This is a genomic window from Halorubrum rubrum (assembly GCF_024494685.1).
GTDB lineage: Archaea > Halobacteriota > Halobacteria > Halobacteriales > Haloferacaceae > Halorubrum > Halorubrum rubrum.
In genome coordinates this window covers 1-19,516 of sequence record NZ_JANHDM010000014.1, presented here as the reverse complement: position 1 = coordinate 19,516, position 19,516 = coordinate 1, and the positions used below count along the sequence as shown (strand labels likewise).

Genomic DNA, 19,516 nt, shown 5'->3' with positions numbered 1-19,516 from the left:
TCGGGGACCCCGTCCCCCGCCAGATCACTCGGCCGAGAACGCGTCGACCACCGCGGCGATGTCGTCGACGACGCGGTCCCGGTCGATGCCCTCGCCGCGGTAGGCCCGCTCGACGACCCCGTCCGGATTCGCGAGCAGCGTCACCACGGCGTGCGTGAAGTCGTACCCCTCGAGCCGGTCGCTCTCCGTCTTTCGTTCGAAGCCGATCCCCAGCCGGTCCTCGACCACCGCCTTCGCGTCCGCGGGCGAGTCCGGCCGCAGGTAGTGCCAGTTGCCCGCCTCCAGGTCCACGCCGAGCGACTCGGCGTTCTCGCGGAACGCCTGCGCGTCGTCGCGCTCGGGATCGAACGTGATCGGGAGGAAGACGACCGAGTCGGTCAGCCCCGCCTCGGCGACCCGCCGTTGAACGCCGACGAGGCGGTTGAGGAGTATCCCACACTCGGCGGGACACGAGGTGAATATCGCCGTGACGATCGCGGTCCGATCGAGATCGGTGCTGGAGATCGTCTCCCCGGCGAGCGGCGCCCGAAGCTCGAACTCGGGCAACGGCTGGCCGTAGGCGGGATACGAGAGGTCCTCGGCGTCCGCGATCTGGTCCTCCTGGGGTTCGAGGACGACTCCATCCGGCTCGTCGTCCAGCAGTCTCGTCGTACAGCCGGCGACGGATCCGATCGCGGCCGCGCCCATCCCTCCGAGCAGCGCTCGGCGTCTCATGTCGGATCCGACGGACTGCCCGCGGATAGTCGGTCTGGTGCGGTCGTCGAACGGGCCACCGACCGGCACCGATCGCTCCCGAGAACCGGCGATCGTCGTCCGCTCAGAACGGCGAGTAGTACGGGATCGGCGGATGCGGAAGCGGAACGCCGAGCGTCGCCAGCCCGTGCTGAAGCGGAACGTAGCCGAGGACGACGAACGCCACGCCGAGGACCCGATGGAGCCGGGTGCGAGTCCCGACGCTCACGGACTGAAACGCCGTTCCGAAGAGGAACATCGCCGGGATCGTTCCGACGCCGAGCGCCCCGAGCGCGACGACCCCGCCGGCGGCGCTGCCTTGGACGAACGCGTAGAGGAAGGCCGGGTACAACAGGGGACACGGAAGCAGACCGTGAGCGGCGCCGAGCCCGAGTATTCGCCAGTCGCCGACCCACGCGTCGATGCGCGGCACGACCCGCCCGGTGACGACACCCGAGAGGCGGTCGACGCCGGGGGCGGGAAGCGAGTGGCGGTCGAGTCGGAGCGCGTACCGGACGCCGATCGCGATGATGACACCGCCGACGAGGATTCCCGTGAGCGCGTGGACGTCGTCGGCGATCGTCGTGACGGTTCGGCCGGTGACGAACGCGAGCCCACCGGCGAACCCGAACGTCCCCCCGATGGCCGCGTAGCTCGCCGTTCGTCCGACGTTGAAGAGCGCGTGCTGGCGAACCTGCCGGACCGTGAGGTCGTCACCGCGGCGCCCGCCGGTCCGCATCCGGTCTGTGTACGTCGTGACGAGCGGCCCGCACATCCCGAGACAGTGCGCCCCGCCGAGCAGGCCGATCAGCAGAAACACGACGAGACCCAACGGCTCGCTCGAGTGAATGGAGCCGGCCGGTTCACACGTCGACGTGGACGTCGACGCCGCCCCGCGGACGGCTTCGAGCCCGCTCGAGACGACGCCTCCCCGCGCACGGAGCGTATCGGAACCGGCCACGACCGGGATCGAGCGCATACCCGATCTCGACGGCGTCCGACCCTAACCGATCTGGTGTGGTCGACGAACGACCGGGTCGCACGGATCGAGCGGAGCGCGCCGGGAAAGCCGACTTTCGACTCACTCGAAGAGGGTGTCGACGGTCCGAACGAACCGGTCGACGATCCGGTCCGGAAGCGACGGCGAGACGGCGTCGAGCAGCTCGGCGGTCCGCTCGGGTCGAGCCAGTTCGACGGTCATGGGCCGGTCCGCGGACTTCTCGGCTATCCCGGCGTCGACGAGATTCGAGACGTGCCAGGAGATGGTGCTCCGCGCGAGGTCGAGGTCGTCGGCGAGCACCGACGGTGGCGTCGCGCCCTCCGCGTGGAGCCGGAGAAGGATCGCTCGTGCGGTCTCGCGTCGGAGGAAGGCGATGGCCCGTCGCTCCCACGGGTCGAACGTCGGATCGAAGTAGTGAGCGCGACCGGCGACGCGCTCGACGGCGACCTCGTCGTCGCGGACCAGCCGGCGGAGGTGGTACTGCGCCTGTCCGGTCGCGATGCCGAGCTCCCGGCTTACGCGGTTGAAGTGGACGCCCGGCGTCTCCCGGACGTGGTCGCGGACCCGAGATCTGGTGTCCGGCATGGTAGTCACCGAAGCTACCGGATCCCCGCGTAAAAACCGCTCGTCCGTTCCCCCTCGTTGAGAGGGCTCCGCGATACGAACGTGTCGGTTGGGAGGGAGTCGGCGAGCCTATTTGAGGGACCGCCGCGTCCCGTTTCGTATGGACCACGTCGAGTACGTGTACACCGGCGGGATGACCGAGTCCGACGTCGACGACCACCTGCGGGCGGGCGAACACGGCGTCCTCGGACTGGCGAACGGGAACGACGCGTACGCGATCCCGCTGAGTTACCACTACGACGGCGACCGGCTTCTCCTTCGGGTGAGCGCCCACGACGACGACGGCGAAAAGGGACGGTTCCTGGAGACGACCGATCGAGCGACGTTCGTGTGTTATGACGCTTCTACGAGCGAGTCGTGGAGCATCCACGTTCGCGGCCCGATCCGGGAGTGGGAGGGCGACGCCGACGAGGCGACGCTCAACGACTGGTTCCAGCCGTTTCGCCTCTTCGACGAAACGGTCGAAAACGTCGAGTTCGCACTGTACGAACTACGGATGGAGACCGTCGTCGGCCGGGAGACGATCGAATGACTCCTCCCTGCCGTCCAGGTCCGACGGGGCCGGGTGAGCGCGTGAAACGTCGGGTCGGAAACCGGCACCGTCTTCATGGACCGCCGGGCCCGAGACGAGCACCGTGAGCACCGTCGAGATCCTCGGAACCGCTCAGGACGCGGGTGTTCCCCACGTCGGCTGCCGGTGTGAGAACTGCGCGGCCGCGCGTGAGGGATCCCGCCCGACGCGGTACGCGAGCGCCGTCCGCCTGGAGGACGCCGGCCGGTACCTGTTCGATTCGACGCCGGACGTTCGGTTTCAAGCCGTCGACGTCCCCGACGGGGCGTTCCTGACGCACGCCCACCTCGGGCACCTCACCGGACTGTTGTACTTCGGACGCGAGTCGGTCGACGCGGACGAACTTCCGGTGTACGCCACGTCCGGGCTCGGAGACGTGATCCGGGACAACGAGCCGCTCCGCTCGCTCGTGACGGAGGGGAACGTCGACCTCCGACCGGTCGCCGACGGCGACGCCGTCACCCTCGAGACGACGTCGGTCACGCCGCTCCGCGTCGACCACCGCGAGTCCCTCCCGACCGGAACGCTCGCGTATCGGATCGACGGCCCGGACCGATCGCTTCTGTACGTGAGCGACGTCGACGCGCTGACGGCTCGCGTCGAGTCCCTGATCCGGGAGGTCGACGTCGCCCTCGTCGACGGCACCTTCTGGAGCCGGGACGAGATCGACCGCGTGGACGACGTCCCCCACCCGACGGTCCGGTCCTCGATGCGCGTCCTCGACGACGTCGACACGGAAATCCTGTTCACCCACCTGAACCACACGAACCCGCTCCTCGACCCGGCGTCCGACGCACGCGAGCGGCTGGCGTCGGCGGGGTTTCGGGTCGCCGAGCGCGGCGACGTCCTCGAGCTGTGAACGGGGGCGTCCACCGCCCTTCGATCCATCGCGAACGCGTCTCCCGGCGAGGGTCGCAACGGATAATTGATAACCGGTCGCGTCCAATCGTCGATCACATGCGCCCGTCGACCGCAGCGTTCTCGGCCGCCGGCTGGGGCGTCGAAGGATCGCTCCCGATACTGGCCGTCGTCGTCGTGGCGGGGATCGGCACCGGCCTCCTCTTTCTCGTGAGCCTGGTCGCGTACGGCCGCCGTCGGAGCCGCCGACATCTGCTCATAAGCGTCGCCGTGGGGGCGCTCCTAGCGCGATCGGTCGTCGGCGCGGGGACCGTCCTCGGATACGTCCCGATGCCCGTCCACCACTTCCTCGCGCACAGCCTCGACTTCCTGATCGCCGCGACCGTGCTCTACGCGGTGTACGCGTACGCGCCGGGGTCGATCCCGAGCGCGTCGGGGTGACCGGTCGCAGCCGGAGATCCGGGGCGTCACTCGACGAACCGCGCTCGAACGCCCTCGAGAAGGACGTCCAACCGGTCGCCGTACGCGAGCGTCGCGGTCGAGACGGCGACTCCGCCGGCGATCCAGGCCAGAAGCGACCCGACCGCTCGGCCGACGTCGACGAATCCGCCGGCCGGCGCGAACGTGACGCCGACAACCGTCTCGAAGACGAGCCCGCGGAACGCGCCGTTCGGGGTGGAAGCGAGCAGTCCGGGGATCGCCGACGGGGAGGTCCCGCTCGCCAGCGACCGCAGGATCGCGAGGTCGCCGCCGAGGACGCCGGCGACGAGCGCGAGGACCGCGATCGCGACCGCGCCGCGCCGGCTCGAGGCGACCGCCGAGACGGCGGTTGCGACGGAGAGGTAGGCCGCACCGAACGGACCTATCAGTCCGAGAAAGCGGAGGTACAGGAGCGGGGAGTCGACGCCGGAGTGGGTCGCGAAGATCCCGGTGTCGGGGGCGGCGGTCGCCCAGACGATCCCGCCGATCAGCGCGTACGGAACGACGACGATCGCCAGGAACGCGAGCGCGCGCGCGAGAACCACGCCGGCGACGTAGCCGCCGACGCCCACGGGATACGTCCGGATCACCGCGAGCTCGCCGCTTCCCGCGTCGGTGAGCAGCGCGCGGTACCCGACCACGAACGCGACGAGCGGCACCACGACCTCGGTCACGAGAAGCAGGTCGACGACCGCGGGGACGAACCCGGTACTGCCCCCGCCGCCGACGGCGAGGGTACCTCCCAGGATGGCGAACAGCCCGACCGCGAGGACGCCGTACCCCGGCGTTCGGAGGACCGTCGCCAGTTCGCGGCGGAACACCGTGGCGACCGCGCCGGCGCGGGCCCGGACCGCTCCGGGACCCGTCACCGCTCCGGGACCCGTCATCGATCAGACACCCCCGTCACGTGGACCGCGCTCGGCTCGTCGCGGTCGGCGTCGCCGGAGACGCGTCCGACGCCGGCTCCGGCGACGACCGCCCGGTAGAGCCCGGCCACGTCGTCGACGCCGTGTTCCGTACACAGCCGCTCCCGCGGACCCGCCGCGGCGACGTGCCCGCGGTCGAGGACGACGACGCGGTCGGCGTGCTCGTCCGCGAGGTCGAGGTCGTGCGAACTGACCACGACGGCGGTGTCGGCTCCGGAGGCGTCGGCCGCGGTCCGGAACGCCCGCCGACGCATCCCAGGATCGAGCCCGCTCGTCGGCTCGTCGAGCACGACGAGCGGCGGATCGCCGACCGTGGCCTGGGCGATGCCGAGCAGCCGGCGCATGCCGCCGGAGAGCGCGCCGACCCGCCGGTGGGCCGCGTCGGAGAGTCCGACCCGCTCGAGCGCCTCGTCGGGATCGCCGCCCGCGAGGCGGGCGTAGAACGCGAGCGTCTCGCGCGCGCTGAACTCCTCGCGGAACGGGACGCGCTGCGGGAGGTACCCGATCGGCCTGTCGACGTCCGGCCCGGCGTATCGTGCGCGTCCGTCGGTCGGCTCGACCGCGCCGGCGAGGACGCCGAGCAGGGTCGACTTCCCCGACCCGTTCGGCCCGATCACGGCGGTCACGCCGGGTCGGACGGCGAGTGAGACCTCCTCCAGGACCGCCACGCCGCCGTAGGTCCGTGCGACGTCCGACAGCTCCGCGAGCGGATCGTCGCTCATCGGCGAGCCTCCGCCCCCGCGGAGCGGCGCGACCCCTCGGTCGGTTCCCGGCTTCCCGTCTCCCGGCTTCCCGTCTCCTGGCTTCCAGTCTCCCGACTCGCCGTCTCGTCCGTCGCGTCCCGTTTGCGTGCGTTCATCGTGTCGATGGATGTGGTCGTGTCGCCGGTCGATGCGGTCGTCGGGTCCTCGGCGGTCGTCGAGTCCTCGGCGGTCGCCTCGGTTCGCGGATCCGCGCCGCCGAGCGCGCGCCGCCAGTCGGGGTGGATCGGCTCCGAATCCGACTCCGCGGCGTCGACACGCTCGGGCGCGTACGGCTCCGAGGCCGGCGAGGGGTCGACGATGCTCCCGGATCGCGCGCCGGGGACCGTCCCGTAGAGCCGGTCGAGGAGGGCTGCCGCGGGCGACTCCCGAACCGCCGCCGCGGCCGTCTCGCGGTGGAGCGCGGCGTCGACCGGGGCGGTCGGGCGGTACGCCCGCTCGCCGGGGTCGTGGAGCCCGACGTTCGCGCCCTCCCAGTAGTTCCCGCGGTCGCCGTCGGCCCAGATCCGCAGTGCGCCCGGACCGGCCTCCGCGTGGCGGTCGTTACCGACGAAGTCGTTCGCGACGACCCGGCTCGAGGGGACGACCGTGGTCGCGTGCGCGCCCACCTCGTTCTCGACGGCGACGTTGCGCTCGTACAGCGACCCGCGTGAGCTGGTCGAGAAGCCGAGCCCGTTGTCCGCGAGGGTGTTGTAGCCGACGTACGAGCGCGTGCCGGACGCCTGGATCCCCGCGCCGGAGTCGCGGACGTCGTTGCCGACGATCGCGTTCCCGGAGGGTCGGGTCATCACCGTTATCCCGCCGAACTCGGCGTTCCGAAAGGCGTTGTCCGCGATCAGGGCGTCGCCGGTGTACATGAGGTGGGTCCCGTACCGGTTCCCGACGAACGTCGAGTTCCGGATCACGGAGCCGTCGGCGCGGTGGAGGTAGACGCCGTCGCGGCCGCCGTCGAACCGGCTGTCGGTCACGGTCACCCGCGACTCGATCCCGGTGACGCCCATGAACCCGTCGCGCCAGTCGTCGCTGCCGTCGACGCGGAGGTCGCGGATCACCGCGTCGGAGCCCTCCCGCAGGAGCACGCCGCTCGCGTTCGTCTCGACCGCGACGTCGTCGACGAGGAGGCCGGGCGCGTCGACGGCGAGGACCCCCGCGTCGCCGTGGCCGTACCCGAGCTGGATGTTGGTGTCCCAGGTTTCGCCCTCCTCGGCCGCCTCGCGTGCGGCCTCGGGGTCGCGCGTCCGGTTCCCCACGCCGTCGATCGACAGTCCGGAGAGGGTCACGTTCGGCGCGCGGACCGCGATCACGGAGCCGTTCCCGTCGCCGCGGACGCGAGCCCCGTCGCCCGCGATCGTCACCGACTCGTTCACCGTGACCGTCTCCTCGTAGGTGCCCGCCGGGACGACGACGGTCCCGTTCGGCGGCGCGGCCGCCACCGCCGCGTCGATCGTCGGCGCGTCCTCGCTGACGACGATCTCGTCCGCCTCTCCCCCGCTGCGCTCGTCCCCATCGTCCCCGTCTCCGTCGGTGTCGCGCCCGACACTCTCGTCGCCGGAACGCCCCTTCGCGGTCGCGTCGGCGACTCGCTCGTCGGCTTCGCTCCAGCGAGCCGGGGCCATCGAACGAACGGTCGCCGCCGAGTCGACGCTGAACGATCGGTCCCGGACGGCCCCCCAGTCGAGGACGCTCCCGCCGTGTTCGGCGGCGAACCGCTCGGCGTTCGCGCGGTCCGCGAAGGGAACGACCGTCTCGCCCGCCGGGCTTCGGGCCGCGCTCCCGACGACGTAGGCCGCCTCGTCCGCGGCCACCCAGTCGGTCGACCGCTCGGCCTCGAAGAGCCCGTCGTCGGTCACGCCGGGGGCACCCCCGTCGAACGTCTCGACGTAGACGACGAGCGGGTAGCCGAACTGGCGTTCGGTCCTCCCGTCGTCGAGCGTCGCCGCGAACGACTCGACCCCGTTGTAGCCGACCACGTACTGGAGCTGCGAGTAGAAGACCTGGACGCCGGGTACCCGCGCCGATCCCGCCATCAGCTCGTCGGTCTCGGAGGAGATCCCGAGCTCGACGGTGTCGTCGTATGCGACGGGGTCGGGGGTCGCCGTCGAGGGGTCCGCCGCGTACGCGCCGGCGGTCGCGACCCCGGCGAGGACCGCGAGGACCGCGACCGCGACGAGGAGCCGTCCGAACCGATCGCCGTAGGGGTCGAAGAGCGCCACGTTGCCGGTTCGATCTCCCGGCGTATAGCCTATCTGGTTCGTTCCTCGAACGATCGTCCGGATCCGTCCCGAGGGGCTAAGACGACTGAATTCGAACGTTTAGTCGATGAACACGCACGACGGATCGACGGCGGTTCCGCGGTCGCGGCGGCGGGTATTGGGCGGGATCGCGAGCGGAGTCCCGCTGGCGCTGGCCGGGTGTCTCGGCGGCGGGGCGGGCGGGGACGGCGAGGCGTCGATCTCGCCGATCTCGCTCGACGGCGAACGGGCCTGTGACCAGTGCGGGATGATCATCCGGGACCACCCCGGTCCGGTCGGACAGGTCCACTTCGCGGACGACGAGCCCGAGGGGGGCAGGCCGGCGCAGTTCTGTAGCAGCGTCTGTACCTACACCTACCGGTTCGACGCCGAGGACGGCGGTCGAGACCCGCTCGTGACCTTCCTTACGGACTACTCGATCGTCGACCAGGAGGTCTTCGAGGAGGGGTCGGACGTCATGTTCTCCTCGCACGTCGAGTCCTCGGCGTTCGCGCGGACGACCGAACTCACGGTGGTCGCCGGAAGCGACGTGATCGGGTCGATGGGGCCGGGGCTGATCCCATTCAGCGAGGAGTCGGACGTCGAGTCGTTCGTCGCCGAGTACGGCGGCGAGCCGATGGACGCGGAGGCCGTCGACCGGGGAACGCTCGAGGGATTGTAGGGCGGGCCGGCCCTCCGTGGCCGCCGACGCCTTCACTCGCCGATCGCGGCGAGCGAGCCCTCGACGTCGCGGAGCAGGTCGTCGCGGCCCTCCGTGCCGACGCTCAGTCGGACGAGTCCGGGCGGGATCCCCGCCCGCTCCAACTCGTCCCGCGAGAAGTCCTGGTGGGTCATCGTCGCCGGGTGCTCCGCGAGGCTCTCGACGCCGCCGAGGCTCTCCGCGAGGACGAACACGTCGAGGTCGGCGGCGAAGGCGGCCGCGGCCTCCCGCCCGCCCGCGAGCGCGACGCTCACCATGCCGCCGAAGTCGGCCATCTGCTCGCGGGCGACCGCGTGGTTCGGGTGTGACGTCAGACCCGGATAGTACACCCGCTCGACGGCGTCGTGGCCGTCACAGAGCGCCGCTATCGCCGTCGCGTTCCGACAGTGTCGCTCCATCCGCGCCGAGAGCGTCTTCATCCCGCGGAGCGCCAGGAAGCACGCGAAGGGACCGGGCGTGCCGCCGCGGAGGTACTGGTAGTAGGCGATCTCCTCGGCGAGGTCGTCGTCGCGGGTGGCGACCGCGCCGGCGACGAGGTCGGAGTGGCCCCCGACGTACTTCGTGAGCGACTCGACCACCAGGTCGGCCCCGTACTCGAGCGGCCGCTGGAGGTACGGCGACGCGAAGGTGTTGTCGACGACCAGCAGGGGGTCCCCGTCGTGAGCGTCGACGGCGGCGGCGGTCGCCTCGAGGTCGACGACGCGGAGCGTCGGGTTCGTCGGCGTCTCGGCGTACACCATCGCGGTCTCCGGTCGCATGGCGTCGGCGATCGCGTCGGGGTCGGTCGAGTCGACGACGGTCGTCTCGACGCCGTAGTCGGCGTACACGCGGGTCAGAAGCTCGTGGGTCTCGGCGTAGACGCTCTCGCCCACCACGACGTGGTCACCGGCGACCAGGAGCGAACACACCGCGTCGATGGCGGCCATGCCGCTGGCGAACGCGCTCGCGTGGCTCGCGTTCTCGAGGTCGGCGAACGCCGCCTCGAGTTCGCCCCGCGTCGGCCCCGAGATCCGCGAGTAGCGGTGGCCGCCGCGGGGCCCCTCCATCGTGTCGTACTCGTACGTCGAGTTGGCGTATATCGGCGTCGCGAGCGCGCCGTACTGGTCGGTTCTCGCGCTCGCGTGGACCTCCCTCGTCTCGAAGTCCCGCTCGTCGGCGCTCCGTCCGCGGTTCGACTCGCCACCTCGCTCGTCGGTCATGGATCCGACTGTCGCCCAGGTGTGATAAACTTCCGCGACGAGGGGCCTCGAACTCGTCCGGCCCTCCCGTCGACGTTTCCGTCCGCCCCGACTCCGCTGGAATCTCCCCACCCTCCGGACACGTTCCGTCCGAATCCAGTCGATGCCGAGCGCTGATAGTACCGCTGTTTCGGTGGTGATCGGGGTGGACGGAACGGGAATCGTCGCCGGCGCGGTGAACACGGCCAACGCCCCAGCCTCGGGGACCTCCGAAAGACGCTCCTGCTCGCTTCGCTCGTGTGGTGAGAACGGGGCTCAGCGCACCGATTCAGCTAGAACGCGTCCGGTACTGCCGAGTCGGCTCGGTCCATTTACGTCCCGTCTCGGACGGTGATCACCGGGACGGGGGCGGTTCGGACCGTCCGCTCCGCAACGCTCCCGAGCAGGACCCGCTCGTCGCCGTGGTCCCCGGTCGCGCCCATCACGACCGCGTGGGCGTCGAGTTCGGCGACGGCGTCGACGATGGTCTCCACGGGGTCCCCGCGTTCGACGTGTCGACCGAACTCCGCGACCCCGTGGCGCTCGGCCGCGTCGACCAGGTCGTCGAGGGCGGCGTTCGCGGCCGCCTTCCCGTCGACGACGCTGGCGGGGGCGTCCGCGTCGTCCTCGTCGTCCACGCCCTCGCTGAGGAGTCCCGAGAGCGGATCGAACCCCTCGTCGTCGACGACCGTCAGGCCGTGGACGGTCGCGTCGAGCGCGGCCGCGAGCGCGAGGCCGTGTTCGACCCCGGCGGCCGCGCCGGCGCTCCCGTCGGTCGGGATCAGGATCCGCTCGTACGGGAAGACGCGCCGCTCGTCCGGGCGCATCCGGGTCGTGAGCACCGGGACCGTCGAGTGCCGGACCACCTTCTCCGCCACGCTCCCGAGGAGGTGTCGGGAGAGCCCCTCGCGGCCGCGCGTCGGCATCACGATCAGGTCGTGTCCCTCCCGTTCGGCGTGGTCGACGATGGTCGGCGCGGGGTTCCCCTGACGGACCGTGGCGTCGTGGTCGACGCCCGCGGCCTCGAGCGCCTCGGTCGCCTCCGAGACGAGGCGTTCGCCCCGCTCTTCGAGCACGTCGACGGTCCGGCCCTCGATCACCGTGACGCTGTCGCGGGCGGTGTCGGCGACGAACAGGACGTGAACCGTCGCGTCGGTAGCACCCGCGATGTCGGCGGCGTGCCCGAGAACGTCGGCGGCTCCGTCGCTCCCGTCGAACGGCAGCAGGAGGTCGTCGTACATGTGTCTCTCGAGGTAGGACCCCCGGTGGCTAATGCGTTCGCATCGGTCCATCCCGGCCCGGATGCGACTTCGCATCGGTCCATCCCGGCCCGGATCATACTGAATCTTTTTTTGACCGCGGCGTGAGGTACCATGCGTGTCGACCCTCGCCGTCGAACTGAACGGGGACGAAGTCCACTCGATCAGCGCCCCTGACCGGTTCGCCACGACCGCCCCGTTCTCGATCGAGCTCGCGAATCGCGGCCGATCGACGCACGTCCACCTCCACCTCGACGACGACCTCGATCGGGTCGCCTCGCTCGCCGCGGTGAACCACTACGTCGAGGACGACGCGGTCAAGCGCGTCCACGTCTCGATCGCCGAGATAGACGGCCCCGTCCGCGGGAAGCTGAAGGTCGTGACGGGGTACGGCTCGAACACGGCGTACGTCGACGTGCGGATCGAGCCGCCGCCGGAGGTGGCTCCCGACGAGGTCGTCGTCGACGAGCGGCTCTCGAAGCCACCCGAACGCACTCCTACACCGCCGTGGCCGACCCGGCTCGTCGCCGGGCTGGAGCGGGCCGTGGAGCGTGGCGGCGTGCCGGCGCTTCTCGTCTCGTTCCTCGCGGTCGCGCTCGGAGTCGCCGCCGCGGTCGCGATCGACAGCGTGCTGGTCTTCCTCGCCGTCGGGGTCGTCCTCGCGGTGACGCTCGCGGCCACGCTGTACCTGCTGTGGTGAGGACCCGCACCGCCGCGGTGGGGGCGCCGGCGCGGCGCGGGTGCCGCGGCGACCGTCCGACGGACCGCCGCTCGGGCCGGATCCGCGCGCTTTTAAGCGTCCCGGCGGAACCGGGAGACATGAGCTTCGAGAAGGAAGACGAGGTCGTTCTCCACGACAAACACAGCGAGTACGACGGCGAGGCCGGGCGGATCACGCAGGTGATGGAGACGATGTTCGGCGACGCGACCTACACCGTGAGCTTCGAGGACGGCCAGGAGACGGGCGTCCCCGAGGGGTCGCTCGAGGCCGTCGAGAGCGAGGAGTAACCCCTTCTTCCGCCCGTGCCCGCAGTCCCGTTCCACTACGTCGACCTCCGGGCGTTCTCGTACGCGACCGAGGACGAGAAGCGCGTCGAGGAGGCGCTCCGATCGCTGCTCCCCGAGGACGCCGAACTCGACCGCGTCGAGAACGTGGGCCACCACGGCGACCGGATCGTGGTCCTCTCCGCGCGGATCGAGCGCGCCGACGGGATGCGCCACGTGCTCGACCGGATCGCCGAGCTCGACGACCTCGACCGCGTGCTCGCGGAGCTCGATCAGCGGGTCGACGACAACTGCGCGCTGTTCATGCGGCTGGACAAACAGGCGGCGTTCCGCGGCGAGGTCCGGCTCGGCCCCGGAATCACCGTCCGGGCGAAAGTCGAGGCGTATCCGGCGAAGAAGGAGGCCGCCGTCGAGAACGCCCGCGAGACGCTCTCCCGGCTCGCGGACGCGTCGTAGCGGCGGTTTCGTGCGGACTACCCGTCCAGCCGCTCCGTGTCGATCCCCGTTCCGGGCGGCGAGACGATCAGGAACCCGCGGAAGTGCATCAGCTCGCCGCCCATGTCCTTGATCTCGCGAGCGAAGCCGGCCGCCAGCTCGTTGAGGTCCCCCTCGACGGACAACACGAGCGTGTTGCCGTAGTCGACGCTGCGGATCCACGTCTCCGGGTCGGTCGTTCCGTCGAGGACGCCGAGGACGACGTCGCCGGCGTCGGCGAACGCCTCGTCCATCTGCTCTTCGGCGTCGCGTAAGTCGAGATCCCAGTCGCTCATACTCCAGCGTCGACTCACGCCGGCAAAAGCGTTCGGGCGGAGCGCGGGACGCTCCGTTCCGCGTCCGCTATCCGTCGTTCGACCCGACGCGCGCGAGCACGTCGAGGTTGTGCGCGCCGAAGGTCAGCCGCCCGGCCGCGACCGCGCGGTGTCTCGCGTCGGCCCACGCCGAGACTCGGTCGGGCGAGAGCCGTGCGGCGGCCCCGTTGGCGTCGCCATCGACGCGTTCACCGTCGCTCTCCGCGACCGCCTCCCGGACCACCCCCTCGATCCCGTCGACGAGGTGGTGGAGGAAGTACGCCTCGTCGTCCGGGTACGGGGGCGTCACGAGCCAGTCCGAGCCGCCGGCGGCGACGACCTCCCCGCCGGCGGCCGGCAGCGCCGCGAACAGCTCCCGTCCGGTCCGGCTCCCGCCCGGCCGATCCGCCGCGTCCATGGTCGCGTGGTAGACGTCGAGGACGGCCCGCTCGGTCGCCTCGTCGACGCTCCCGCCGTCCTCGAGCGGAGGGGAGAGGAACGTCTCCCCGTCGAAGGTGATCGGGAAGTACGCGAGCCCGTCGGGGACCAACCCGAGGAGGGGGGCGAGCGCCCGGTCGAGATCGACGATATCGAGGAACGCGCAGCCGACGAGCAGGTCGTACTCGGCGTCCGTCCGGCGGGCGACCTCGACCGCGTCCGCCGCGACGAACGCCGCGGTCACGGACGAACCGCCGGGACCGTCGAGGCGAACCGTCCGCGTCGTCTCCGGGTCGCCGCGCTCGACGGCGTACCCCGCGCCGTCGGCCCACGCTTCCAGTTCCTCGACGGCGCGATCGAGCGCGTCCTCCCGGAGGTCGTACCCGCGGTAGACGACCTCGTCGGCGGGAACCCCCCGTTCGAGGAGCCGCCGGAGCATCGTCCCGGTGCCACAGCCGGCCTCGACGACGCGGAGGGGGGCGGCGCGGTTCGCGAGCGCCTCCCGGAGTCGGTCGAGCGTCGGGCGGTGGAGCGCGCGGTCGTCGACGCTGCGTTTGGCCTCCAGGTATCTGGCGTGTGCGTACGTCGACGGTCGAGTCACGTCCGGTTCGAGGCTCTCGGTGTGGTTAAGTGCGTCCCACCCCGAGCCGACGACATGGAACACACGCGGCGGGCGCTGCTCTCCGGCCTCGCGGCCGGCGGCGCGATCGGAGTTGCCGGCTGTACGGGCGGCAGCGGCGGAGGCGGCGACGGCGACGGCGGGAACACGCTCGAAACCGGCGAGTACGACTGTGAGGTAACCGAACCGAGCGACCCGGACCTCGAGTACCGGCCGACCCTCGGCGACCCCGAGGCCGACGTGGTCGTTCGGGCGTTCGAGGACTTCACCTGCGGGCACTGCGCGACCTACAAGCTCGAGCACTTCCCGACCGTCCGCGAGGAGTTCATCGCCACCGATGAGATCCGGTACGAGCACTGGGACTTCCCGATCCCGGTGAACGAGACGTGGGCGGTCCCCGTCGCCAGCGCGGCCCGCGGGGTCGGCGACCGTGCCGGCGACGAGGCCTTCTTCGAGTTCTCCGCTGCCGCCTACGAGTCGCAGGGCGACTACGACGGACCGGCGCTCGGAGCCGCCGCGGAGACGGCCGGTGCGGACCCCTGTGCCGCCATCGCCGACGCCCAGTTCTCGGCGTACGAGGAGGCGTCGACGAGCGACCGCGACGAGGGCGAGTCGATGGGAGTCTCCGGAACGCCGACGATATTCGTGAACGGCGAGGCGACCGACGGCTACGAGGCTGCGGCGGTCATCGACGCGATCGAGTCGGCCCTGTGAGTGGCCGACTCGCCGTCATCCGGGCGGACCCACGAACGTCGGTCTTTTGACGGTTCAACCCGTCTTATAAGTCGATGACGGGAGACGACCGCGGGGACCGGCGACGGCTCGTCGCCGTCGTGCTCGCGGTACTGATCTCGCAGGTCCTCCTCTACCCCGGCGTCCCCGACCTCGTGGTCGAACTCGGTGCGCCCGCGGGCATCGACGCCGGGATGTGGTTCCTCGTCGCGGAGTTCGCGGCGTTCGTGACGTTCGCCGTGGTCTGGGGGGCCGCGAGCGACGCGCTCGGCCGGCGCGTGCCGCTCGTCGCGGCCGGCGCGCTCGGCGGGGCCGCCTCCTACGCCGCGCTCGCCGCGGTCCCGCGGCTCGGGTTCGGCTTTCCGGCCGCCCTCCTCGTCCGCGTCGTCGGCGGCTCGCTCACGATCGGCGCGTTCTCGCTCGCGATCACGATGCTGATGGACTTGGGCGGCGGCAACGGGCGGAACATGGGGGCCGCCGGCCTCGCGATCGGCCTCGGCGCGGCGGTCGGGTCGGTCGTCGGCGGGGCGCTCGCCGACCTCGGCGCGTTCTACCCGGTATACGCCGGGGCGGTCGTCCTCGCCGGCGCGGGGCTACTCGCGGCGACAGTCGACGACCGGAAGGCGGGAGGGGCCGTCACGGGTTCGGGAGCCGGCGGCGACGCCGTCGACGACTACGCCGCCGACGGCGACGACCCCGGATTCCGGGAGGTGCTCTCCCGCACCCGCGAGACCCCCGGACTCCTCGTCCCCTTCGCGTTCGGCTTCGTCGACCGTCTGACCGCCGGGTTCTTCGCACTCGTCGGTGTGTACTACTTCCAAGACTCGGCCACCTTCGGGCTCTCGGCGACCGGGGCCGGCGCGACGCTCGCGCTGTTTTTCGTCCCGTTCGCGCTGCTACAGTCTCCGTTCGGGTCGCTGTCGGACCGCATCGGCCGCTTCACGCCGGTCGTCGTCGGGTCGCTCGCGTACGGGATCGTCACGATCGGCGTCGGCGTCGCGCCCGTCTATCCCGTCGCGGCCGGGCTGATGGTGCTGGTCGGCGTCTGCGGCGCGCTCATGGCCCCGGCGACCATGGCGCTCGTCACCGACCTCGTCGACCCGACCGCCCGCGGCGCGGCGATGGGGGCGTTCAACGTGTTCGGTTCGCTCGGGTTCCTGACGGGCTTTCTCGTCGGCGGCGGCGCGACCGGCGCGTTCGGCTACCGGACCGCCTTCCTCGCCGTGGGCGGGCTCGAGCTCGCCATCGCGCTGGCGCTCTTCCCGGCCGTTCGCGCGGTCGCACCCCGAGCGCCCCCCACCTCTCCGACCGGTGACGACTGACCGTCCCCGCCCGTCGACGGCGTCGATGTCGCGGCCCGACTGCCGCGATCGGACGGCCCGGCGGACCCGACCGGAGCCGAAGCACCGAGTCGAGCCTTTTTAGCGCTCGCGGGTCATCGGGACGGACGACGAATGGACGTGCTCGTCGTCGGCGCGGGAGAGATCGGCCGCTGGGTGGCGGACACCCTCACAGCCGAGGGCTCGCCGGTCGACGCGAGCGTTGCCTTCACCGATCGCGACGCCGCCGTCGCCGCCGACGCCGCCGCCGGGCGTGACGCCGAGGCGGTCCCCGTCGACGCCGAGACGACACACGACGCGGTCTGTCTCTCCGTTCCGATGTCGGCGGTCCCCGAGGCGGTCGCGGCGTACGCGCCGCGGGCCGATCGAGCGATGTTCGACGTCTCGGGCGAGATGACCGGGTCGATCGCGGCGATGCGCGAGCACGTCCCCGACCTCGAGCGCGCGAGCTACCACCCGCTCTTCGCGCCGCCGCGGGTCCCCGGCAACGTCGCCGCCGTCGTCGACGAGCCCGGACCGGCGATCGCCGCGGTCACCGCGGCGATCGAGGCCGGCGGCAACGAGGTCTTCGAGACCACGGCGGCCGAACACGACCGCGCGATGGAGACGGTCCAGGCCGGCGCCCACGCCGCGGTACTCGCGTGGAGACTCGCCGGCGAGGAGGTCCGCGAGGAGTTCCACACCCCGGTCTCCGCGGCGCTCGCCGACGTGGCCGACACGGTCACGGAGGGGTCGCCCGCGGTGTACGCCGAGATACAGCGCGCCTTCGGGGGCGCTGACGGCGTCGCCGAGGCGGCCCGCGAGATAGCCGACGCCGACTCGCAGCGGTTCGCCGAGCTGTACGAGGAGGCCCGCGGCGAGCGCGACCCCCGCGAGCGACACGAGTGAACTCATGATCGACAGAACGGCGGTCCGCGACACCGCCAACTACCTGCGCCAGGTCCGCCCCATCGACCCCGATGAGATAACCGAGTACATCGAGGGGACGCCGCATCCGGCCGTCGTCCGCGAGGCGCTCCGCGAGGAGGCGTTCGACCTGCGGCTCCGCGAGCGCGAGGACGGCAGCTTCGTCCCCGTCGACGACGACCCGGTCCGCCCGCCGGGCTGGGCCCCGGACGCGTTCCCCGAGGCGTACGCGTTCGCCCTGGAGGACCTCCTCGTCGCGGAGTTCGGCGCGAACTGGCACGTCGGCGACTCCGGCGACGACCTCCGGGAGACGATCCGCCGGCTCAAGACCGACTACCTCTACGGCAACGACGTCGAGTACGACCGGATCGCCGCGCTCGGCTACGCGATCTACCACCTCCCTGGCTACTACGCGGCGATCGGCTACGTCCTCGACGACCTCGCCGAGAACGGCCTGCTGGACCGGACGCTCCGCGTCCTCGACGTCGGCGCGGGCGTCGGCGGCCCGGCCCTCGGCCTCCACGACTACCTCCCCGAGGACGCGGTCGTGGAGTACCACGCGGTCGAGCCCAGCGCCGCCGCCGACGTGCTCGATCGACTGCTCGAGGAGACCGGCCGGAACTTCCGTTCGACGATCCACCGGGCGACCGCCGAGTCGCTGTTCGGCCTCGAGGCGTCGTCCGCGGCGGACGCGGCGGACGCGGCGGACGACCGGTCCGCCGTCGCCGCGGGCGACTCCCCGATCGCGGAGCCCTTCGATCTGGTGATCCTCGGGAACGTCCTCTCCGAACTCGCGGACCCGATCGCCGTCCTCGAGGCCGCCCTCGACGCGCTCGCGGCCGACGGGAGCCTCCTCGCGCTCGCGCCCGCGGACCGCGAGACCGCGATCGGGCTCCGGGAGGCCGAGCGGGCGGTGACGAGCCCCGAAAGCGCCGTCGAGGTGTACTCGCCGGCTCTCCGGCTCTGGCCCGACGCGGTCCCGAGCGACCGCGGGTGGTCCTTCGACGTCCGCGACGACCTCGCGGTCCCGCCGTTCCAGCGCCGGCTCGACGAGGTGGCCACCCGCGAGGCGACCGACGAGCCGGGCGAGTTCCACAACGTCGACGTCCAGTTCGCCTACTCGATCCTGCGGACCGACGGGGAACGCCGGGTCGACGTCCGCGCGAGCGACGACCGCTGCGCGCGGATGGCCGACTCGGAGGCCCACGTCACGGACCGGGTGAACCTCCTCGCGGTGAAGCTCAGCCACGATTTGAGCGACGGGAAGAACGCGGTGTACCGCGTCGGCGACGGCTCCCAGTCGGTCGACCACTACCTCGTCTGTACGCGCGAGACGGTCCTCAACGACGGGCTCCGGGGGGCCGACTACGGCGCGGTCCTCTTCGTCGAGAACGGGCTCGTGCTCTGGAACGACGACGAGGGCGCGTACAACGTCGTCGTGGACGACGAGACCGTCGTCGACGTCGTCGCGCCCTGACCGAGCGATCGGAGCCCCGGACTCCGTGGCCCACCGATCTCGTGGCCACCGCACCGATCCCGTGGTCGAAACCGGTCGAACCCCGGTCCCATCGACATCCTGATTCACGCGCCGTCCGGTCCACCGGTATGGGCACCTCACCGGACGGCGACGACCGGACGCTTCCCGCGGAGACGCGGATCGGTCGGGTCGCGCTCCGCGTCGGCGACCTCGACTCGACGACCGCCTTCTACCGGGACGTGATCGGGCTCGCCGTGCTCGACCGGAACGGAACGACGGCGACGCTCGGCGCCGGCGGGACGCCGCTTCTCGAACTGACCGCCGATCCCGACGCGCCCGACCGCGGGCGAGCGGACGCCGGGCTGTTCCACGCGGCGTTCCGTGTGCCCTCCCGCGCCGCGCTCGGCGACGCCCTGGATCGGATCCGGGAGCGGTGGGAGCTCGACGGCGCGTCCGACCACGACGTGAGCGAGGCGCTGTACCTCGCCGACCCGGAGGGCAACGGGGTGGAGGTGTACCGCGACCGCCCCCGCGAGTCGTGGTCGACGGTCGGCGACGGCCGGGTCCACATGACCACCGAACCGCTCGACGCCGAGGGCGTCGCCGCGGCCGCGGCCGGCGAGGACGGGGCACCGGCGGACACCAACGTCGGGCACGTCCACCTCGAGGTGACCTCGATCGAGGCGTTCGAGCGATTCTATATAGGGCTCTGTAGTTTCGGTATACGGCGGCGGATTTTACGGGTATCGGACGCTGCGGCGAAGGTTGTAGACGGTGGCTTTCAGCAGCATTTCACGGAACTCTAGCCACCAGCTTCGCGCACGCACGGCG

The 19,516-nt window shown here is 71.7% G+C and carries 20 protein-coding genes and 3 pseudogenes; 12 read left to right on the top strand and 11 right to left on the bottom strand.

Translation table 11 applies throughout. From position 1 onward, the window contains the following. Positions 1–24: 24 nt before the first annotated feature. From NO889_RS14175 to NO889_RS14165, 3 genes are all read right to left on the bottom strand, one after another. Positions 25–714, bottom strand: coding sequence for an SCO family protein (locus NO889_RS14175; protein WP_256412883.1), 690 nt, complete (start codon positions 712–714; stop codon positions 25–27). A 103-nt stretch (positions 715–817) separates the two neighbouring features. After that, entirely contained in the window at positions 818–1,711 is an 894-nt protein-coding gene (locus NO889_RS14170; protein ID WP_256412881.1) for a sulfite exporter TauE/SafE family protein, read from the bottom strand. Positions 1,712–1,813: 102 nt separating this feature from the next. Then, the gene (locus NO889_RS14165; protein WP_256412879.1) at positions 1,814–2,317 is read right to left on the bottom strand and encodes a winged helix-turn-helix transcriptional regulator; all 504 of its coding nucleotides are present in this window, start codon (positions 2,315–2,317) and stop codon (positions 1,814–1,816) included. A gap of 139 nt (positions 2,318–2,456) precedes the next feature. Between NO889_RS14165 and NO889_RS14160 the strand changes: the two genes are divergently transcribed. The 3 genes from NO889_RS14160 to NO889_RS14150 all read left to right on the top strand — a co-directional run bounded on the left by NO889_RS14160 (position 2,457) and on the right by NO889_RS14150 (position 4,226). Next, entirely contained in the window at positions 2,457–2,888 is a 432-nt protein-coding gene (locus NO889_RS14160; protein ID WP_256412878.1) for a pyridoxamine 5'-phosphate oxidase family protein, read from the top strand. 103 nt (positions 2,889–2,991) lie between these two features. After that, positions 2,992–3,786, top strand: a complete 795-nt coding sequence (locus tag NO889_RS14155) for an MBL fold metallo-hydrolase (RefSeq protein WP_256412876.1) — start codon at positions 2,992–2,994, stop codon at positions 3,784–3,786. A 98-nt stretch (positions 3,787–3,884) separates the two neighbouring features. Further along, the gene (locus NO889_RS14150; protein WP_256412875.1) at positions 3,885–4,226 is read left to right on the top strand and encodes a DUF7471 family protein; all 342 of its coding nucleotides are present in this window, start codon (positions 3,885–3,887) and stop codon (positions 4,224–4,226) included. Positions 4,227–4,252: 26 nt separating this feature from the next. Here NO889_RS14150 and NO889_RS14145 read toward each other — a convergent pair whose 3' ends face one another. From NO889_RS14145 to NO889_RS14135, 3 genes are read right to left on the bottom strand one after another with little or no spacing between them, the layout of a single operon-like run. Continuing rightward, positions 4,253–5,152, bottom strand: coding sequence for a copper ABC transporter permease (locus NO889_RS14145; protein WP_256412874.1), 900 nt, complete (start codon positions 5,150–5,152; stop codon positions 4,253–4,255). Beyond that, entirely contained in the window at positions 5,149–5,913 is a 765-nt protein-coding gene (locus tag NO889_RS14140) for an ABC transporter ATP-binding protein (protein WP_256412873.1), read from the bottom strand. The genes NO889_RS14145 and NO889_RS14140 overlap by 4 nt, the downstream gene beginning before the upstream one ends. Continuing rightward, positions 5,910–8,165, bottom strand: a complete 2,256-nt coding sequence (locus NO889_RS14135; protein ID WP_256412872.1) for a right-handed parallel beta-helix repeat-containing protein — start codon at positions 8,163–8,165, stop codon at positions 5,910–5,912. Before NO889_RS14135 ends, NO889_RS14140 begins: the two co-directional genes overlap by 4 nt. A gap of 106 nt (positions 8,166–8,271) precedes the next feature. Between NO889_RS14135 and NO889_RS14130 the strand changes: the two genes are divergently transcribed. After that, the gene (locus NO889_RS14130; protein ID WP_256412871.1) at positions 8,272–8,865 is read left to right on the top strand and encodes a nitrous oxide reductase accessory protein NosL; all 594 of its coding nucleotides are present in this window, start codon (positions 8,272–8,274) and stop codon (positions 8,863–8,865) included. 32 nt (positions 8,866–8,897) lie between these two features. On the opposite strand, the gene NO889_RS14125 is transcribed toward NO889_RS14130, so the two are convergent. Both NO889_RS14125 and NO889_RS14120 read right to left on the bottom strand, forming a co-directional pair. Then, the gene (locus NO889_RS14125) at positions 8,898–10,103 is read right to left on the bottom strand and encodes a trans-sulfuration enzyme family protein (protein WP_256412870.1); all 1,206 of its coding nucleotides are present in this window, start codon (positions 10,101–10,103) and stop codon (positions 8,898–8,900) included. 350 nt (positions 10,104–10,453) lie between these two features. Further along, positions 10,454–11,362: a universal stress protein gene (locus tag NO889_RS14120; RefSeq protein ID WP_256412869.1), complete on the bottom strand. Its 909-nt coding sequence runs from the start codon at positions 11,360–11,362 to the stop codon at positions 10,454–10,456. A gap of 136 nt (positions 11,363–11,498) precedes the next feature. Here NO889_RS14120 and NO889_RS14115 point away from each other — a divergent pair, with 136 nt between their 5' ends. The 3 genes from NO889_RS14115 to NO889_RS14105 all read left to right on the top strand — a co-directional run bounded on the left by NO889_RS14115 (position 11,499) and on the right by NO889_RS14105 (position 12,841). Next, complete coding sequence (locus tag NO889_RS14115; RefSeq protein WP_256412868.1) at positions 11,499–12,080, top strand: DUF7524 family protein; 582 nt, start codon at positions 11,499–11,501, stop codon at positions 12,078–12,080. Positions 12,081–12,199: 119 nt separating this feature from the next. Continuing rightward, positions 12,200–12,388: a DUF1918 domain-containing protein gene (locus NO889_RS14110; RefSeq protein WP_256412867.1), complete on the top strand. Its 189-nt coding sequence runs from the start codon at positions 12,200–12,202 to the stop codon at positions 12,386–12,388. A 15-nt stretch (positions 12,389–12,403) separates the two neighbouring features. After that, positions 12,404–12,841 carry an RNA-binding protein gene (locus NO889_RS14105; protein ID WP_256412866.1) on the top strand — a complete coding sequence of 146 codons (438 nt, stop codon included), beginning with the start codon at positions 12,404–12,406 and terminating at the stop codon, positions 12,839–12,841. A 26-nt stretch (positions 12,842–12,867) separates the two neighbouring features. On the opposite strand, the pseudogene NO889_RS14100 reads toward NO889_RS14105, so the two are convergent. Both NO889_RS14100 and NO889_RS14095 read right to left on the bottom strand, forming a co-directional pair. Further along, positions 12,868–13,155: pseudogene (locus tag NO889_RS14100) on the bottom strand (DUF5779 family protein); the annotation flags it as partial. Positions 13,156–13,222: 67 nt separating this feature from the next. Then, the gene (locus NO889_RS14095) at positions 13,223–14,212 is read right to left on the bottom strand and encodes a class I SAM-dependent methyltransferase (protein ID WP_256412864.1); all 990 of its coding nucleotides are present in this window, start codon (positions 14,210–14,212) and stop codon (positions 13,223–13,225) included. A gap of 54 nt (positions 14,213–14,266) precedes the next feature. Here NO889_RS14095 and NO889_RS14090 point away from each other — a divergent pair, with 54 nt between their 5' ends. The 5 genes and pseudogenes from NO889_RS14090 to NO889_RS14070 all read left to right on the top strand — a co-directional run. Then, a complete protein-coding gene (locus NO889_RS14090; RefSeq protein ID WP_256412863.1) occupies positions 14,267–14,944 on the top strand; it encodes a DsbA family protein in 678 nt (225 codons plus the stop codon). A 74-nt stretch (positions 14,945–15,018) separates the two neighbouring features. Then, a complete protein-coding gene (locus NO889_RS14085) occupies positions 15,019–16,284 on the top strand; it encodes an MFS transporter (RefSeq protein ID WP_256412862.1) in 1,266 nt (421 codons plus the stop codon). A 132-nt stretch (positions 16,285–16,416) separates the two neighbouring features. Further along, positions 16,417–17,190, top strand: a complete 774-nt coding sequence (locus NO889_RS14080; RefSeq protein ID WP_256412861.1) for a prephenate dehydrogenase/arogenate dehydrogenase family protein — start codon at positions 16,417–16,419, stop codon at positions 17,188–17,190. A gap of 4 nt (positions 17,191–17,194) precedes the next feature. Continuing rightward, positions 17,195–18,685, top strand: coding sequence for a small ribosomal subunit Rsm22 family protein (locus tag NO889_RS14075; RefSeq protein WP_256412860.1), 1,491 nt, complete (start codon positions 17,195–17,197; stop codon positions 18,683–18,685). A gap of 128 nt (positions 18,686–18,813) precedes the next feature. Next, positions 18,814–19,188 (top strand): annotated as a pseudogene (locus tag NO889_RS14070) (VOC family protein); the annotation flags it as partial. Between the two features lie 234 nt (positions 19,189–19,422). Here the strand turns inward: NO889_RS14070 and NO889_RS14065 are convergent. Then, positions 19,423–19,516 (bottom strand): annotated as a pseudogene (locus NO889_RS14065) (IS5/IS1182 family transposase); the annotation flags it as partial.

Excerpts from the sequence above, each read along its gene's own strand:
- NO889_RS14175 (WP_256412883.1), bottom strand. The coding sequence starts at position 714 with ATGAGACGCCGAGCGCTGCTCGGAGGGATGGGCGCGGCCGCGATCGGA.
- NO889_RS14170 (WP_256412881.1), bottom strand. The coding sequence starts at position 1,711 with ATGCGCTCGATCCCGGTCGTGGCCGGTTCCGATACGCTCCGTGCGCGG.
- NO889_RS14165 (WP_256412879.1), bottom strand. The coding sequence starts at position 2,317 with ATGCCGGACACCAGATCTCGGGTCCGCGACCACGTCCGGGAGACGCCG.
- NO889_RS14160 (WP_256412878.1), top strand. The coding sequence starts at position 2,457 with ATGGACCACGTCGAGTACGTGTACACCGGCGGGATGACCGAGTCCGAC.
- NO889_RS14150 (WP_256412875.1), top strand. The coding sequence starts at position 3,885 with ATGCGCCCGTCGACCGCAGCGTTCTCGGCCGCCGGCTGGGGCGTCGAA.
- NO889_RS14145 (WP_256412874.1), bottom strand. The coding sequence starts at position 5,152 with ATGACGGGTCCCGGAGCGGTGACGGGTCCCGGAGCGGTCCGGGCCCGC.
- NO889_RS14140 (WP_256412873.1), bottom strand. The coding sequence starts at position 5,913 with ATGAGCGACGATCCGCTCGCGGAGCTGTCGGACGTCGCACGGACCTAC.
- NO889_RS14130 (WP_256412871.1), top strand. The coding sequence starts at position 8,272 with ATGAACACGCACGACGGATCGACGGCGGTTCCGCGGTCGCGGCGGCGG.
- NO889_RS14125 (WP_256412870.1), bottom strand. The coding sequence starts at position 10,103 with ATGACCGACGAGCGAGGTGGCGAGTCGAACCGCGGACGGAGCGCCGAC.
- NO889_RS14120 (WP_256412869.1), bottom strand. The coding sequence starts at position 11,362 with ATGTACGACGACCTCCTGCTGCCGTTCGACGGGAGCGACGGAGCCGCC.
- NO889_RS14110 (WP_256412867.1), top strand. The coding sequence starts at position 12,200 with ATGAGCTTCGAGAAGGAAGACGAGGTCGTTCTCCACGACAAACACAGC.
- NO889_RS14090 (WP_256412863.1), top strand. The coding sequence starts at position 14,267 with ATGGAACACACGCGGCGGGCGCTGCTCTCCGGCCTCGCGGCCGGCGGC.
- NO889_RS14085 (WP_256412862.1), top strand. The coding sequence starts at position 15,019 with ATGACGGGAGACGACCGCGGGGACCGGCGACGGCTCGTCGCCGTCGTG.
- NO889_RS14080 (WP_256412861.1), top strand. The coding sequence starts at position 16,417 with ATGGACGTGCTCGTCGTCGGCGCGGGAGAGATCGGCCGCTGGGTGGCG.
- NO889_RS14075 (WP_256412860.1), top strand. The coding sequence starts at position 17,195 with ATGATCGACAGAACGGCGGTCCGCGACACCGCCAACTACCTGCGCCAG.